The organism is Candidatus Kosakonia sp. 282A-S69, from assembly GCF_029433855.1.
GTDB lineage: Bacteria > Pseudomonadota > Gammaproteobacteria > Enterobacterales > Enterobacteriaceae > Kosakonia > Kosakonia cowanii_A.
In genome coordinates, this window is the sequence record NZ_JAROAU010000002.1 from 78,346 (window position 1) to 95,166 (window position 16,821).

The 16,821-nt window shown below is 52.4% G+C and carries 9 protein-coding genes and 1 pseudogene; 7 read left to right on the forward strand and 3 right to left on the reverse strand.

The annotated features are described in order from the left end of the window. Positions 1-4: 4 nt before the first annotated feature. Positions 5-1,201: an AAA family ATPase gene (locus PU683_RS05540; protein WP_369811801.1), complete on the reverse strand. Its 1,197-nt coding sequence runs from the start codon at positions 1,199-1,201 to the stop codon at positions 5-7. Positions 1,202-1,989: 788 nt separating this feature from the next. Between PU683_RS05540 and PU683_RS05545 the strand changes: the two genes are divergently transcribed. After that, on the forward strand, positions 1,990-2,970 hold the full coding sequence (locus PU683_RS05545) for a RepB family plasmid replication initiator protein (protein WP_277170604.1): 981 nt from the start codon (positions 1,990-1,992) through the stop codon (positions 2,968-2,970). A 753-nt stretch (positions 2,971-3,723) separates the two neighbouring features. Here the strand turns inward: PU683_RS05545 and PU683_RS05550 are convergent. Then, positions 3,724-5,064, reverse strand: coding sequence for a hypothetical protein (locus PU683_RS05550; RefSeq protein WP_277170571.1), 1,341 nt, complete (start codon positions 5,062-5,064; stop codon positions 3,724-3,726). A 143-nt stretch (positions 5,065-5,207) separates the two neighbouring features. Here PU683_RS05550 and PU683_RS05555 point away from each other — a divergent pair, with 143 nt between their 5' ends. Continuing rightward, on the forward strand, positions 5,208-5,651 hold the full coding sequence (locus PU683_RS05555; protein ID WP_277170572.1) for a DUF6386 family protein: 444 nt from the start codon (positions 5,208-5,210) through the stop codon (positions 5,649-5,651). Between the two features lie 66 nt (positions 5,652-5,717). On the opposite strand, the pseudogene PU683_RS05560 reads toward PU683_RS05555, so the two are convergent. Then, a pseudogene (locus PU683_RS05560) lies at positions 5,718-5,855 on the reverse strand (hypothetical protein); the annotation flags it as partial. A 346-nt stretch (positions 5,856-6,201) separates the two neighbouring features. On the opposite strand from PU683_RS05560, the gene PU683_RS05565 reads away from it, so the two are divergent. The 5 genes from PU683_RS05565 to PU683_RS05585 all read left to right on the forward strand — a co-directional run. Continuing rightward, positions 6,202-7,005, forward strand: coding sequence for an efflux RND transporter periplasmic adaptor subunit (locus PU683_RS05565; protein ID WP_277170574.1), 804 nt, complete (start codon positions 6,202-6,204; stop codon positions 7,003-7,005). Next, positions 7,002-8,336: an efflux RND transporter periplasmic adaptor subunit gene (locus tag PU683_RS05570; RefSeq protein WP_277170575.1), complete on the forward strand. Its 1,335-nt coding sequence runs from the start codon at positions 7,002-7,004 to the stop codon at positions 8,334-8,336. Before PU683_RS05565 ends, PU683_RS05570 begins: the two co-directional genes overlap by 4 nt. Continuing rightward, positions 8,333-10,441: a site-2 protease family protein gene (locus PU683_RS05575; RefSeq protein ID WP_277170577.1), complete on the forward strand. Its 2,109-nt coding sequence runs from the start codon at positions 8,333-8,335 to the stop codon at positions 10,439-10,441. Before PU683_RS05570 ends, PU683_RS05575 begins: the two co-directional genes overlap by 4 nt. Before the next feature lie 345 nt (positions 10,442-10,786). Beyond that, complete coding sequence (locus PU683_RS05580; protein WP_277170578.1) at positions 10,787-11,671, forward strand: phage tail protein; 885 nt, start codon at positions 10,787-10,789, stop codon at positions 11,669-11,671. Between the two features lie 111 nt (positions 11,672-11,782). Next, on the forward strand, positions 11,783-16,821 hold a 5,039-nt coding region (locus PU683_RS05585; protein ID WP_277170579.1), incomplete at its 3' end, for a DUF4347 domain-containing protein.

The window sequence follows — 16,821 nt, forward strand, 5'->3', positions numbered from 1 at the left end:
TACCTCAATTTGCTCGGATAAATTCAATACGATCAAATACAGCTTTTGCAAAATCTTCTGCTGCCAATCGGGCATTTCTCAGAGCTTCGTTGCTGCCAATATAAGTCGATGGATTAGCAGATATGACAGTATCAAAAGACTCTCCACATCTTTCAAAACCGTCCAAGCGGGGCAGGGCGACATCCAGCATGTCACCGCCAAAAATTTCTTTCGCAAGGCTATGGCACAATTTATGGTCTGGTTTATTAGAAAGCTTGGACATGAAGCCAATGTTGCCAACAAGGTGACATGGATAACCTGATTCGGTGATGATATCCACCAGTTCAGGTAGACGGGTCAAATACTTCAGTGTCGAGTGAAAATCTACCTGTGCAGGCGGCACCGGAGTTAGAAGTAAATCCGCTGCGGCAATTGCATTTTTCAAAAAGGCATCAAGATGGGGTCCGCTATCGATGAAAATGAAATCATAATCGTTCTTGAGCTTCGCTATTAGATTTTCTTTCAGGACAGCATGTTCGTTCTGAGCAGGTAGATGTTGGGCACATAGTTCTGTCCATGCTGATGCTATAAACGCATCGTCGATGGAAGCAGGGAGAACATCCACACCCGGGACAATAGAAGATACGATAAACTCATCAAGTAGTTCTTCCCGCGTAACATTCTGCAGCATTGCCTGCGCTGCGGTAGTTTCGACTATGCCAACAGCCTGCGTATGGTTTAAAAACATCGTTGCAGATGACTGGGGATCCAAATCAATAACTAGAATCCGCAGATCTTCAAAGAGCAAATGAGGATGCGTACGTAGGGCATGTGCCAGAGAAACGGTAGATACGGTTTTTGAAACCCCACCTTTTAAATTTCCTACAAAAACGGTAAAGGCTTCCTGATGTCTGTCCCTGTATTTCGGGACTCCGCGGTGATGATAAATATCGATAATGTTTTGAATGGACATTGCATATTTGGAGGATGTCCCGGCTGGTCGTTTATCAAAGACATAGCCTTTTTCTTCCATTTCATTTACTGCGTAATCCACGTTTGCTCTGGTGAGCTTTGGCAGTTTAGCCAATGCTGCTTTCGCATATACCTGATAGTAAACGTTTTCTTGCAATTCTTCCTTCTGAGCCCGAATCTGTTCTGTCAAACCAATGAGCATTTTTTCAGAACGTTGCGCTACTTTAAGTAACTGTGATGAGTTGTTCATCAAAAGTTCCCTTTATGCAGGATTAATGAATTTAATCAAGAATGCTACACACAAGAAACAAAGTAAACATATAACCCAAAATTTTAGCGAAAAGATCAGATGCTTGCTCACATTGGGATTGGTGAGCGAGGTTTTCAGATTGGCTCGATCAAACATTCAGGATTAAAAGAAAAAAGCGGCCTAGAAGAGTGACCTGAAACCGGTAAAACAGAACGTAGTTATATAAGGTAAGGCTATTGGTGATCGAGTTCCTGAATTAGTTTCAGGGTGAAATAGTTAGTGCAGCTAATTGTGCGCAGATAATCTGAGGCTGAGCATAGTTTGATCAAAAAGCAGATCCTCTGTTTTACCATTGGATAAGACCACAGAAGACCAAAAAAATACTGTAACTCTATGGCGTTATCCACTTATCCACCGAGTAGATCCAAACAATAATGATCCTAAGTAGATCCACTATAAGATCCAAATAGATCCCCGATCGCTGAGAGCCGCGCCAGTACTGGGCTGGGAGGGGATTGACATAAGCTATAAAGAGAAGAAGATAAGCTATGATAAGCACCATATAAACTACAATGAGATAACTCTATGCTGTAGACAGTAAACGATATAAGCTATAGTCAGATAGCAGCGGTAAGCGGCTGTATAACTTGTGTCTAAAAACCACTCTATTTTTCATTGAGCTACGATGTGTTTTATTACATCAGAAAGATTTCGTTGCTCAACGATCCACAGATCTGGAGCTCGTCTTGGAAAACGAAAATAAAGATCTTAAAACCCTGTTTGAAGAGATGGATAAGTCTACTGGTGAACTTATTACCCTCACTCCAAATTCTAATAATACGGTTCAGCCAGTCGCGCTAATGCGACTTGGTGTTTTCGTTCCAACACTCAAGTCATTGAAAAATAGTAAAAAGAATACGTTATCAAAAACTGATGCGACCGAAGAGCTGACGCGTTTGTCCTTGGCCAAAGCGGAGGGTTTCGACAAAGTCGAGATCACAGGTCCGAGGCTGGATATGGATAATGACTTTAAAACCTGGGTGGGTATTATCCACTCCTTTGCCAAACATAAAGTGATAGGCGATAAGGTTCAGCTATCATTTGTTGAATTCGCCAAACTCTGTGGGATACCATCGAGCCAGTCCTCACGCAAACTCAGGGAGCGCATCAGCCCCTCACTGAAGCGTATAGCAGGCACGGTAATATCATTCTCCCGCACCACTGAAAAGCATACCAAAGAGTATATAACTCATCTGGTACAGTCTGCATTCTATGATACCGAACGTGATATCGTGGTTCTGCAGGCGGATCCGCGGTTATTCGAACTCTATGAATTTGATAAAAAAGTACTTCTTCAGCTTAAGGCTATAAACGCATTGAAGCGCCGCGAGTCTGCTCAGGCGCTATATACCTTTATAGAGAGTCTGCCAAAAGATCCTGCCCCTATATCGCTGGCACGCTTAAGAGCAAGATTAAGCCTGAAATCACCAGTATTTTCACAAAATCAGACCGTTCGCCGGGCTATGGAGCAGCTCAAAGAGATTGGTTACCTTGATTACACCGAGATGCAGCGCGGACGCAGCGTGCTGTTTAACGTACATTACCGTCGTCCCAAACTCAAAGCACCTAAAGACGCTAGCGAAGAGAATTCTAAGCTGACTGGCAGTCCAGCAAGCCCTCCCGATCAAGAGCTTACCGAAAAACTCCAGCTCCTTGAAAAGCTTGGCATCACCATGGACGACCTGGAAAAACTCTTCCGTAATAAGTAATTGAATAAGCGAGAGCGATTAATCACAATTCAATTCTCATCGCCAGTGAGTACCGACGAGGTCAGTGCTCACTACAGCTTATACATATTATTTGGCGAGTACTTTTGCTAACCCTGTCCTTCGGTCAGCCGATCCTGGCCGCTATTTAGTCGCTATAGTTTATATTTCACTCATCATTAGGTGATAATCCTCACTATAGCTTATGTATCAACATGCCAGAAGTAGCTCTGCTCCCTATAGCTTATTTTGCGATGTTTGTAAGTGCTTGCTTACCTCGGTGGCTAATGAATGAGTGGGTGACGTTAGGGAAGGGAGTGATATCTATTGAATAACATAAACTATAGCGAGATAGTAACTTGCTATAGTTTATACTTCTCGGCAGTGGTTCATCTCACTCGCCATAGCTTATGACATAAACTGTAGTAAGCACATGCTTGCTACAGTTTATATTTTCATTAAGACAAATGTAGGAAATAAGATGGTAATCATCCAGATGCAAGCAAAATGCCTCCATTTGCATCGGAATGAGCAGCCTATCTTTCGCTGAATTTACTCACTGGTAAGCATTAAGAGAACGCGAGCACGTAGTGATGCTGATGTTGTTCTGCATCGACCTTTGCGCGAGATAAGGGAGAAGAGGGGGGCAACATGGATGAAGGTATTACTTTACTGAACTTGGATAGCGCTAGTATCTTGGCAGACTAATTTCTATGCACCCGTGGTCTGCGCGCGGTTAACCGGAGGCTTGACCCCTTAATCGATAAGATTCATGAAGATGCCAAAAACATGTCTCGAGAAAGTTTTATCCAGTTCCTGTGGCCAGCGGGGAGGATCAGTCTGCAGCAAACCCAACTCACGCATGCCTTTGTGCTGTTCCGCCTTTCGCTCGCAGTAATCATCGTCGGTATATCCCATCGTTTCGATCACCACAATATGATGTTTTCCGCCCGGCTTGCTGGCTGTAACTATGAAATCCGGCAGAACAAACCCTTTTTCGCCGTTCAGGGTCACTTCGAGATCAAAAAGCGGTTTTTCCAGACTCAGAGCCGGCGCATCCGTTTTTTTTGCAAGCCAGCCCGCAACTTCAGCCAAGCTTTCGATGGTAGTGCGCTCAAGTCCGCTGTCGACTGGTACCGGACATCCACGGCGGAATAAGGCATGTGCATATCCTTCGCTGCAGATAACCCTGCCATCCATCCCCCGGCGAAAGGCCAGAATGACCCAGCAGGGGGGGCGCGCACCGTCCTGCGCTTCGCCATTAATACTTACGCCGCGCTCCGGACGAAACTGCAGCTCTCCGCCCGGCCAACAAAACGAGACTTCATCGCGGGTTACCTGATCGGACATAAAAATCTGAAAGAACATCCGCGTTTTGCCTGCTGGCCAATGAGTGTCTGGACGCTCCAGTTCCTGCATTAGCTTTTCCTTGCCGTTCTCACTCATCGCTGGCGAAAAACGTACAATCTCCGAGAGTCTGCGAGCGTGGATAAATTCGATATTTTCGGCGATAGCCCGAAGTGCATTAATGGATTCCATCACTCCAGTCACAGGGAGGGGGTGTAGCGTGGTCAGACGGTTAAGTCCAGCGTCCTCTATCAGCGAAAGCAGCAGGCGCGCAATACGCGAGCGTCGAGTCCGGCGAGTACGCTCACCTGCCGGAGCGACCAGACGCCCCGGAGACTTAATCCTGGTTTCGGAGTCGTCAGGCGGCAAAAAACTTCTGTAACTGATACGCTTGCTGCCTGCTGTTTTACGGGTTCCAGAAGATGTAGCATCAGTATCTCCACTGAACGGACGGAACATCGCGCAGTCAGGCGCATGCTCATGGTTAAATCCGGCCAGAAAAAGAGTACCAGTGCCCTGCATCAGGTTAGCGCTGTTCATCGCCGGCGAATCGCCCGGCACACAGTCACACTGCAGCCAGGCTTCCCTTTGCCGCATTTCCAGGAGGATCTTTTCTGCCAGCACGTACTGATCACGCCCGGTAAAAATCCGCCGTCCGGACAAGTTCTTTAGGGCGGTTTCTTCGTCCTTGTCCAGCCAGCGGATAAGACCACCCCGAGGTGATTTCTTACGGACAAGTTTCATGGCCATACAGAACAGTTTCCTTTTCTGTGTGAGTAAGTCGCTGACAGCATTGATGTACTGGAGATTAACACATTGAGCTGCTCAGTAAGGAGCGAGCCAGTTGTACATGACCATTATAATTAGTTCGTAAATATTTGAATGAGATCTGTATGTTAAAAGAATTCTCAGTTTTCACTGACACTGCAACGCTTTCAGTATTTGACATTGATGCGGTTAAGCACAGAGTTCCTGATTCACCTGACTGGTGGACCATTGAGAAGAATGAGATCCTTGAAGTGAACAAGGGCAACATCGCTTTTCTTGGGTTGGGCGTTGATGGTGACTACATCGTTAAGGTGTCGGAATCTGTTGAAGGTGAAGCAGGTACACTGAATCTGCACTTCCCGTCAGGCAACGTTTTTATCGGGGCAGGCGAGGACACGTCCGGAGGCGATCTGGAGCCCGACGGATCTGATGTCATCGAAGGAGAAACCTTGAGCTTTGCGCCTGGCTACTACAGCATGAAATATTCTCGCGCAGGAAATGTAATAGAACTTTGCTTTGAGCCGACCCCGGAAAGATATAATTCAATAGAGGAGCCTGTCCGGATATAAAAGATGGAGCCTGATGCCCATTGACAGTTCAGAGCTCCCTGAAAATCGCCCTGCCGCAGGGAGCCGTTAACGTCTGTCAGCCCTGTGAATCCCCTTGAGTAAAGCGACAGCCTCTTCACCCGGCATTTCAAACCGGATGCGGTGGCGTGCGGCGACATCCAGAGCAAAGACTTTCGTGTACACCTCTGTCGAGCTCACGTGACCTGCTCCCCGTTGATTAATACACCGCGATATTAGTAATGTGTTCATAAGCCACATGACGACATGTGCATGCAGAGTCGATTTCCGATCTCCAGTGTCCTGCAAAATATATGCGTTAAATCAATCTCTTGCATTAATAAATGCCTATCACGACGTGCGTATCGCCGCTGATATGTCATTCATCTCGACGCCGTGGGAATTGTCGCCCTGTATATCCTTATCCTGTCGAGTTTTTCCTTGCTTGCTATACTGCGACACTTTAGATTACAAAGAATAATAGTACGTAACATGTGATTCCGATGCGTAAATAACTCATCAACAGCGAGTTACGCAGTAAAGGTAGACAAGCATGATTAAAGTGAATGTTTCGATTTATCGCCGTACCCTGAGGCTGTTTTTACTAAGCTCACTGTTTCACATGACCCAAGCACTTGCTGCCGATCCGCTTCTGACCTCTCCTTCCGCTGGCGACACCACGCAAACGCATACCGATAATCAGGCCCGCGGCATTCTGGTGGCCATCGATCAGGCGACCCTCTCCAGCGAACTGGCTGGTCGCATTGTGGAGATGCCATTCAGAGAGGGCGAAGCGTTCAAAAAAGGGGACACTCTGGTGCGCTTCGATTGCAGTATTTATCAGGCGCAGCTTGCCGCATCACAGGCGGCGGCAAGAGCAGCCGATGCTGAACTCAGCCAGAACCAACAGCTGGCGCAACTCAAGTCTGTCGGCAAGCACGCCGTGGCGCTCTCCGCCGCGCATTTAGCCCAGGCGCAGGCCGAAAGTCAGGTGTATCAGATTCAGGTGAACCGCTGTCGTATCACTGCGCCGTTTGATGGCCAGGTCGTAAAACTCCGCACGCAAACCTTCGAAAGCGTGGCCCAGGGCGCGCCGCTGCTGGATGTGGTGAACAATCGCCACCTCGAAATTAATCTGCTGGTCTCTTCTCGCCTGCTGTCCGTGCTCAAACCTGGATTGACTTTTACCTTTACGCCGGATGAAACCGGTAAACCGTTGCAGGCCAGCATCGCACGGCTCGGCGCGCGTATTGATGAAAGTAGTCAAACCATCGGTCTTATCGGTACGTTGGTTAATGCCGACGCCAGCCTGATGGCGGGCATGAGCGGCACGGCGCAATTCCCGGAGGCGAAGTGAGTACTTCCCCTACGTCGGCTACAGCCAGTGCGGCCGTCTTTGCCCGTTTTCTTGATATCGAACAGCAGGCCAGGGCCGCTGCCAGCAGCGAAGAGCTGGCGTACTGCATCGTCAACGACAGCCAGCCGCTGTTCGGTTATCGTCACGCCGCACTCGTTATCAACGGTCGGGTGCGCTCGGTAACGGGTGTCACTCAACCTGCGCCCCACGCGCCGTTTGTGGCGTTTATCGAACGTGCCTGCGCCCGTTTGCAGGCGGCCGACGGCAAACAGCTCAACCAGTGCGGCATCATTGAAGCGGCGCGACTTGACGAACAGAGCCGCAACGACTGGCTGGCCCTCTCCGCTCCCGAAGCCCTGTGGTCTCCGCTTAAAGACCGCCAGGGGGAAGGGTTTGGCGGCATCTGGTACGCGCGCGAACAACCGTGGCAAAACGCCGACCAGGTGCTGGCTGAACAGCTTGCTGGCGCATTCAGCCACGCGTGGCTGGCGCTGGAACCGCAAACCAACCGCTGGCATCACCGCAAAGGGCGCTGGAAGATCGCTATTCCTTTGCTGGTATTGCTCGCATGCCTGTTTATTCCGGTGCGCCAGTCCGTGCTGGCGCCCGCCGAAGTGGTTCCTTACCATGGGCGTGTGGTCGCCGCGCCGCTGGACGGCGTGATTCAGTCCTTTGCCGTGCAGCCAAACCAGAGCGTGCACCAGGGTGATCTGCTGGTTCGTTTCGACGACACCACCCTGAAAGCACAGGCCGACGTTGCCGACCGCGCGCTCAATGTTGCCGAAGCGGAGTTTCGCGCCAGCTCGCAGCGCGCCTTCCAAGATGCTGACTCCAAAGCGAAACTCGATTTCCTGGCCGCACAGGTGGCGCAAAAACGGGCCGAACGCGACTACGCCAGCGCCCTGCTCAGCCGCACTGAAATCCGCGCCGAACGGGACGGTATTGCCGTTTTTGCCGATGCCGACCGCTGGACTGGCAAACCGGTGCGAACGGGTGAGCGCTTAATGGAACTGGCCGATCCGGCGCTTGCTGCGCTGCGCATCGAACTGGATGTGGGTGATGCCATTAGGCTAAAACAGGATGCGCCCATCACTCTGTTCCTCGACAGCGACCCTATCACCCCACATGCGGCCAGGCTTGAGCGCATCGCCTATGAATCCGAACAGACTCCCACAGGTAACCTTGCTTATCTGCTTGATGGTCGATTTAGCGATGCCCCGCCGCGTATCGGCCTGCGCGGAACGGCTAAATTGTCGGGCGAATATGTACCGCTGGCTGTCTATCTCTTCCGTCGCCCGCTATCCGTGATCCGTCAGGCAATCGGCCTATGAGCCCACAGCTTCCGGCGCTTCGCCCCGATCTCCAGTTAGCAGAGTCTGCTGCGGGTATTAACGGTGCGCCGCAATGGGTACTGGCAGACCCGCTTACCGGTCGCTATTTCACGCTAACACCCGCAGCTATCCGCCTGCTGCGCCACTGGTCCCTGAGTCTGCCACAACAGGTGCTTGCGGCAGCCAACCAGGAGCCGGGCCTGCCGCTAGAGGTTAAAGAGCTGGAGCAATTGCTACATTTTTTACGCCAGCACGATCTGGTGACTTCGGGCGATGCCGAACAGCGCCAGCGTTACCTCCTTAAAGCCCGTGCCATGCGCACCAGCCTGTGGAAAAAAGTGCTGCACCAGTATCTGTTTTTCCGCATTCCGCTCTGGCGGCCCGATCCGCTACTCAACCGTTGCTGGCCCTGGCTTAAGCACTACGGGGCACCACTATTGATGGGGGGGGGCCCGCTGATCCTGGTGCTGGGTCTCTATCTGGTCAGCCGTGACTGGGTGCGTTACACCCACGCGTTCCCTCATCTGTTCAGCCTGCAAGGGATGGCAGTATTCGGGGTGTCGCTGGTGATCGCTAAATTCATACATGAGCTGGGCCACGCCTTTATGGCCAAACACGCGGGCTGCCGGGTGCAGAGCATGGGGGTAGCCTTTATCGTACTGTTCCCGCTGTTCTATACCGATGTGAGTGATGCGTGGAAACTCAAGAATCGACGAGCGCGTTTGCTGATTGGCGCAGGCGGTATTCTGGCCGAAGTGCTTCTGGCCGTTTTCGCGCTGCTGGTATGGACGCTGCTGCCAGACGGCCCTCTGCGTACGGCAGCGTTTATGCTCTCCAGCGCCACCTGGATAACGACGCTGGTGGTTAACCTCAACCCGCTGATGCGCTTTGACGGTTACTTCTTGTTAAGTGATTTCTGGCGGGTGGAAAACCTGCAGGATCGGGCCTATGCCCTATGCCGCTGGCGGCTGCGCGAGGCTTTATTTGGCTATGGTCATCCGGCACCGCATACCTGGTCGCCGTCTATGCAGCGCAAGCTATTGGTATGGGGCTACGCCTCATGGATATGGCGCTTTTTCCTGTTTTTTGGCATTGCACTGATGGTGTACCACTTTTTCATTAAGGTGGTGGGTATTGTTTTGATGTCGGTTGAAATTGGCTGGTTTATCGCGCTTCCGGTGGTAAAGGAGGCCCGCGTCTGGTGGTCCATGCGTAAGAATGCTCATCCCGTTAAGCTGTTGCGTTCAGGTCTGATTCTGGCGGCGGTATTGGTGCTGCTGCTGTTTCCCTGGCGCGGCAGCATTCGTATTCCTGCTGTGCTGGAAGCAGAAAACGTCAGCGCGCTGTACGCCCCTATTCCTGCGCAGGTTAAAGCGCTCTACGTCACTGACGGCCAGCAGGTGCAGGCCGGTGAGAAACTGCTGGATCTTACCTCGTCCGATTTGGACTACCGCATCAATATCGAACGTCAGCAAATTGCTATTTTGCAACAGCAGCGGCAGCGGGGAGCCGGACGTCAGGAAACCGCCAGCGAAACTCAGGTGCTTGACCGACAACTGGCGGAATCATTGGCCCGCTATCGCGGGCTGGATGCGCAACGCCAGCGTTTGTCTCTCACCGCGCCGCAGGCAGGCCAGGTGAGGGATGTGGCGCGAGATATGACGCAAGGCCGCTGGCTGACATCAGAAATGCCCTTGCTCCGTGTGGTCGGGCAGGGTTCAGGAAAAGTGCAGGGGTATTTACCCGACGATACGCTGGAACGCGCCAAAGTGGGGATGCAAGGCTATTTTATCGCCGATGACCCGGCGTATCCCCGGCTTGTCGTACAACTCAAAGACATTGCACCCACTGGTGCCGCCTGGTTACAGCAAGAGATGCTGGCGTCCGATCGCCACGGTCCGATCGCCGTGCGTCGCGACAGGGATCATAATCCTCAACCCGTGCAGGCGCAGTACAGTGTGCGTTTTGTAGTACAGGAGGGACAATTCTCGCTACCACAACAGCCGTTACGGGGAAGCATAATGCTGGAAGGGGAAAAGGAATCAATTCTTGGCGCGGTATGGCGGCGGATTGCGGCGTTGGGTATTCGGGAAAGCGGATTTTGACAAAAACAGATTGATATATTTTACGTGATATATCCTTTCGCGTTAACCAGAACTCCCAGTCTTCATTACTCCCAAAAGCCAGTAAATGAAGATCTGAGCATGCGCTTGAAAAATAAAAAAAATTACAATTACGCTCTATTTCCATTTATTTAATTTGAATTAGGTACGTAAGTTGATGTTTTTTTATGTATGTAAATCTTACTGACTGAGTTATATTCCTGATGAACCATAAATGTTTTTTCCTCCCATCGTTATCTTACTATTTTGTTCTGTCCCGAATTATAAGGTTGGTTATTAATAACATTTGATCTTAATAAATCAGCTATTCCTCCAGGAGGGATCTGTATGAGAGATATTCAGCGTTTATTTGTTAAATCAGCCATCACTACCGCCCTCGCCGTAACTATTTTTCTACCGCAAAGTGCTGCAGCCTGTAACGACGAATCCTATACCGGCACAGTGTGTTCTTTTGCTACATCTTTTTGCCCGCGTGGCTGGCTTCCGGCTAACGGTCAGACGGTCCCTGTCAACAGCTATCAGGCATTGTACTCCCTGTTGGGGTTCCAGTTTGGTGGTGATGGCTCAACCACCTTCGGGCTACCTGATTTGCGCGGACGTTCTGTCGTCGGTACGGGCACCGGTTTGGGGCTACCGGCCGTTAATATCGGGCAGAAAATCGGTAATCCGACGGTGAATGTGACGGTGCCTTTACCCGCGCATACCCACGCCGCAACCTTCACTGCAGCCACATCGAGCACGACGGTAACCGTCCCGGCAACACCCGGTACCGGACTGGCGGTTAGCGGCCAGACTATCACCAATACGCACGACCTGACTGCATCGACTTCCGGCTCGTTGAAAATTGCGGGTGGGTCTGGTGTTGCTGGTAGTGCGTCGTTACCCACCAATGGCGCGATACTGGCTAAACCCGCGCTTGGCGCACCAAATATTTATAATCCTGGCGCAACTGCCGATACTACATTAGGGCCTAGCCAGACGTTAACTGGCCCGGTAAGCGGCACCATCACGTCGTCGATTAGTGGCGGTACGGTAACGGGTACGCCAACGATTCCATCGTTCCCGGTAACGATACCGACAGTGACGGGTGGAACTGTCGCGGTAGGCGCAGCTGGGGTGCCGCAGCCGATGGTCTCGGTGGCGACCCAATCGCCTTCGCAGGGGCTGACTGTCTGTATTATGGCCAATGGCCTGTATCCAACGCGACCATAATTCATGGTTAACAGGATTGTTCTCTGACCAACTCTCTGAAAAAACAGGCCAGTTCGGCATAACGCAGGCTGGTCTGTGTTGTAAATAAATTTACTCCTGAAAGGTATCCTTATGTTGTGGCGTCATTGGCTGGGCAAAAAAAGTCGTCAGGTTCCGCAAGGTGCTGCAAGTCATGAGCAGGCACCTTTGGGCGTTATGCTGGAAGCGCGTATGTTGTTTGATGGTGCTGTCGCCGCCACGGTTGAGGCTGCTGTCACTCAAAATACGATGACACAGCCAGCCGCGTCGCATACGGACAGCGGCCAGTCCGGGCAAAGTACCACCGATACGGCCAGTCACAGCACCGATGCGACGAGCATTGTTGATACAACCGCCCACAATACGGATACCCAGAATTCGAAGACCGTAGCAGACACCAGCGATGCGGTTGCTACCGGCAGTAGCACACATAAAGAAGTGGTGTTTATTGACACCGCAGTGGCAGATTACCAGCAACTGGCCCGTGGCGTGAAAGACGGGGTTGAGGTGGTATTGCTGGATGCCAACAAAGATGGGTTAAGCCAGATAACGCAATGGGCGCAAACCCACACGGGTTACGACGCCATCCATATCATCAGCAATGGTGGCGAAGGCCAACTGACGCTCGGGGGCGTCACATTGACCGACAGTATGCTCGCTGCGAGAAGTGCTGACCTGACTACCATCGGCCAGTCGCTGACTGCGTCCGGCGATATCCTGCTTTATGGCTGTAATGTGGCGCAAGGAACACAAGGGCAGACTTTTATTAGCGACCTTGCAGCGCTCACCCGGGCTGATGTGGCAGCATCCACTGACCTGACCGGGTCGACAGCGTTAAAAGGTGACTGGATGCTGGAATCGCAAGTCGGTCAGATCACGACCGACATCGCGATAACTGCCGCCACACAGAGGGATTATTCCCACGTGCTGGATACCTTTACGTTTGAGACGGGTTCTGGCGGCGGTAGCGGCAATAACCAGACCTGGCAGGAAGGGGGGCATACCCTACATTTCGATTTTGTCGGTAACGTGCTGGCTGGCCTAAACAGTGACGGCAATAGCTTAATCTATGACGTGCAAACGGATGGTTCCAGTTCGTCAAATTCTCTGACCTTCACCATCAGCATTCCCGGCTATGTTTTTGATTTGTCTTCACTGGACTTATTGAATGCCGATGGCACCGGGAACATGAATTATACGATTTCATCCAGTAAATCGACCGCTGGAGACAATCAGAGCGGAGTACTGCCATTCCCCGGTGCGCTGACTTATACCACTATCAGCGGCTTTAACGGCAATTTTGTCGGCGTGTCTTCCATTACCATCACGACATCCGGTACCAATGAGTACTATCTGGATAACCTGGTATTGAACAATATTCATGCCGCCTCCTCGGTAGATGCGACATCGACTGTGACCGCTGGGCCATCTGGCGAAGCAACGACATTTTCCACTACCGCGACATCAGCGGCCAGCGCTACCTCGCTGCTGGACTTTACCCTTACCGACCTCGGTACATCTGATGGTTCGGCCACCAATGTCAGTCAGTTCTACGCTAACGTCAGTGGTACGGCGACATCATCAGAATTGAGTAAGATGACGTTCCTGCTCAGTGGCCCGGATGCCACAAACGTCGTCGGCACGTATGACAGCAGCACCGGCAGAGTCACGTTTTCCAGCTTAAGCCTGTCGGTTGCGAATAACAGCAGTGAAACTTACACCATCAAAGCGTATTACAACGACAATACCAGCAGTAACGACATTACCGATCACCACACGGTGATATTGTCGGTAAATGCCAGCAATTTCACCACGGTCTCCGGTGGCTCAACGTTCGCCAGTAGTCAGGCCAACGTGAACAACGGCAGCGGTGCCAGTATTGATGTGACAGCAACCAAACTCATTTATAGCCAGGCGCCGTCAACCTCAGTGATCAGTGGCATTAACTTCACCACCCAGCCGGTAGTGATTGCCGTTGACGATCGCGGCAATATCGATAAGGATTTTAACGGTTCGGTGACATTAAGCGAGAATGGTAGCGGGGCGCTGACGGGCACCACTCAGGTGACCGCCTCAAACGGTATTGCCACCTTTAGCGGCGTGAAGTACACCTCGGCCAGTGATGGTGATGCTAATTTCGTGCTGACGGCGGCGTCCAGTAGCCTGGTCAGCGCCACATCAGCATCGATCAATCCGGATGTGGTGGCGACGCGGCTGGTTTTTTCCACCCAGCCCGTTCCCACGACGATCCAGAACGGACAAAGTGCCAGTTTTACCACCGTTCCGGTCGTACAGGCGGTCGATGCGAATGGCATGGTGGATCAGGATTACACCACCAATATCGTGCTCTCGGTGACTGATCCTAACGACAGCGTCGTCGATGGTACGGTCAACAGCCTGGCGGTGACCTCCGGGGATCATGATGCCAGCGCTACGACGGTAACATTAACGCCGTCTGGCGGTATCGCTACCTACACCGGACTTATCATACAGTACACCAACAGCGGCAGTATCAATACGCTGGCACTGCGCGCCACGTCAGGTAGCCTGACGGCAGTCAACAGTTCGTCGATCATCTCAACCGTCAACACCGCCCCTGTCTTTAGCAACCTGAACGGTGGAGCCACCTATACCGAAAATGGCAGCGCGGTGGTGATAGACAGCGATGTCACTGTTGCCGATACCGAACTGAATAATCAGGGCAACTATAACGGCTCCTCTATTTCAATCGCCCGTAACGGCGGGGCGAATAGTGTCGATATCTTCGGCAATAGCGGACTGTTAGGGGTGCTGACTCAAGGGCAAAACTTCACCTATAACGGTACGGCGGTGGGTAGTGTCACGGCGAACTCCTCCGGCACGCTGACGCTGACGTTTAATAGCAATGCAACCTCGGCGATAGTGAATGCGGTGCTGCAATCCCTGACCTATGCCAACAGTTCTGACGATCCACCATCCAGCGTGACGCTTAACTGGACCTTTAATGACGGCTCGCTCAATAGTAACGGCACCAATCAGGCGGTGCTGAATATCACGCCGGTCAATGACGCACCGGTTATCAGCAATACGTCGATCAGCAAGACTTTCAACGAGGATAGCGCCCAGATCTTTAGCGCTGCCGATTTTGGTTTCAGCGATGTGGACAGCGGCGACACCCTGCAATCCATCATTATCGTCACAGCACCAACCGCCGGTGAGCTGTTTATTGACGCAAACAGCGATGGTGTCCGTGGCGTCGGCGATACATTACTGGGCAATGGAGCGGTGGTCAGCGCGGCTGATATCAGCAAACTGATCTTCCGTCCGACCGCGAACGCCAACGGCACGGGTTATGCCTCCTTTAGCTGGCAGGTGAGCGATGGCACGGCGTTGTCCGCTAATACCGGGACGATGACACTCAACGTAACGCCAGTTAACGATGCGCCGATCATCAGCAATACGTCAGTCAGTAAAACCTTCAATGAGGATAGCGCCCAGGCCTTTAGCGCTACCGATTTCGGTTTCAGCGATGTGGACAGCGGCGACACCCTGCAATCCATTACTATTGTCACCGCGCCGGGCGCCGGTGAGTTGTTTATTGACGCAAACAACGACGGTGTCCGTGGCGGCGGCGATACATTACTGGGCAATGGTTCTGTGGTCAGCGCGGCTGATATCAGCAAACTGACCTTCCGCCCCACCGCGAATGCCAACGGCACGGGTTATGCCTCCTTTAGCTGGCAGGTGAGCGATGGCACGGCGTTGTCCGCTAATACAGGAACGATGACCCTTAACGTAACGCCGGTTAACGATGCGCCAACGCTATCCAGCGGTGCGACGGCCATCCTGGCATCCACGACGGAAGATGCAACATCATCCGCCACCACAGTATCGTCATTACTCAGCAGTGCGGGTTATGGGGATGTGGACAGCGGGGCATCCAGCGGCATCGCGATTACGGCGACGGTAGGGAACGGTGGCTGGCAGTATTCCACCGACAGCGGGGCTAACTGGTTCAATATCGGCACGGTCTCCAGTTCAGCAGCACTGTTGCTCGGATCGACGGCGCAACTGCGTTATGTACCGGACAGCGCCAATGGTGAAACCGCAACCCTGAGTTTCAGCGCGTGGGATCAGACCAGTGGTACGGCGACAGCAGGTAGCAGCAAAGGTCTGGCAGATACATCGACCTCAGGCGGCAACAGTGCGTTCTCCACCAACAGTGCACAGGCGTCGTTGATGGTAACCAGCGTGAATGATGCCCCTACCGTAGCGAGCACGGTCAGTCCCCAAAGCGCCACCAAAGATACAGCGTTCAGCTTCGCCATACCTGCCGGTACTTTTGTCGATGTGGATAACGGTGATACGTTGACGCTGAGTGCGACACTGTCAGATGGCTCGGCACTGCCGGCCTGGCTGATCTTTAACCCATCTACCGGAACCTTCTCTGGCACGCCGGGCTACAGTGATGTCGGCAACCTGACGATTCGGATAACCGCGACTGACGGCAGTAATGCCTCGGTCAGCACTACCTTTGGGCTGACGGTGAATAACAGTAATCTCCCGCCCGTGGTGTCCATCCCGGTGGCCGAACAGACCATCCCACAAAATGGCAGCTTCAACTTTACCGTGCCTGCGGGAACCTTTACCGATCCGGATATCGGCGACACATTAACCCTGAGCGCGACCCTCGCCGACGGTTCGGCACTGCCCGCCTGGCTGAGCTTTGACCCGGCCACAAAAACCTTCTCCGGCACACCGGGGAACGGCGACGTGGGCAATCTGAGTATTCGTCTCACCGCCAGCGATGGCAGCTCCTCGGTCAGCACCACCTTTACCCTGACGGTCACCAACGTAAATGACACGCCGGTGGTCTCTGGCTCTGTTCCGCCGCAGAGCGTGGCGCAGGACGGCAGTTTTACCCTCACCGTCCCGGCTGGCACCTTTGTTGATCCGGATGGCGACACGTTAACCCTGAGCGCGACCCAGGCAAACGGCAATCCGCTGCCCGCCTGGCTGCGCTTTGACCCGGCCACTGGCACTTTCTCCGGCACGCCGGGGAATGGCGATGTGGGTAATCTGAGTATTCGTCTCACCGCCAGCGATGGCAGCTCCTCGGTCAGCACCACCTTTACCCTGACGGTCACCAACGT

Bases quoted from the DNA above. Each gene is read 5' to 3' on its own strand.
- PU683_RS05555 (WP_277170572.1), top strand. From the start codon at position 5,208: ATGTTAAAAGAATTCTCAGTTTTCACTGACACTGCAACGCTTTCAGTA.
- PU683_RS05575 (WP_277170577.1), top strand. From the start codon at position 8,333: ATGAGCCCACAGCTTCCGGCGCTTCGCCCCGATCTCCAGTTAGCAGAG.
- PU683_RS05540 (WP_369811801.1), bottom strand. From the start codon at position 1,201: ATGAACAACTCATCACAGTTACTTAAAGTAGCGCAACGTTCTGAAAAA.
- PU683_RS05565 (WP_277170574.1), top strand. From the start codon at position 6,202: ATGATTAAAGTGAATGTTTCGATTTATCGCCGTACCCTGAGGCTGTTT.
- PU683_RS05545 (WP_277170604.1), top strand. From the start codon at position 1,990: ATGGATAAGTCTACTGGTGAACTTATTACCCTCACTCCAAATTCTAAT.
- PU683_RS05580 (WP_277170578.1), top strand. From the start codon at position 10,787: ATGAGAGATATTCAGCGTTTATTTGTTAAATCAGCCATCACTACCGCC.
- PU683_RS05550 (WP_277170571.1), bottom strand. From the start codon at position 5,064: ATGGCCATGAAACTTGTCCGTAAGAAATCACCTCGGGGTGGTCTTATC.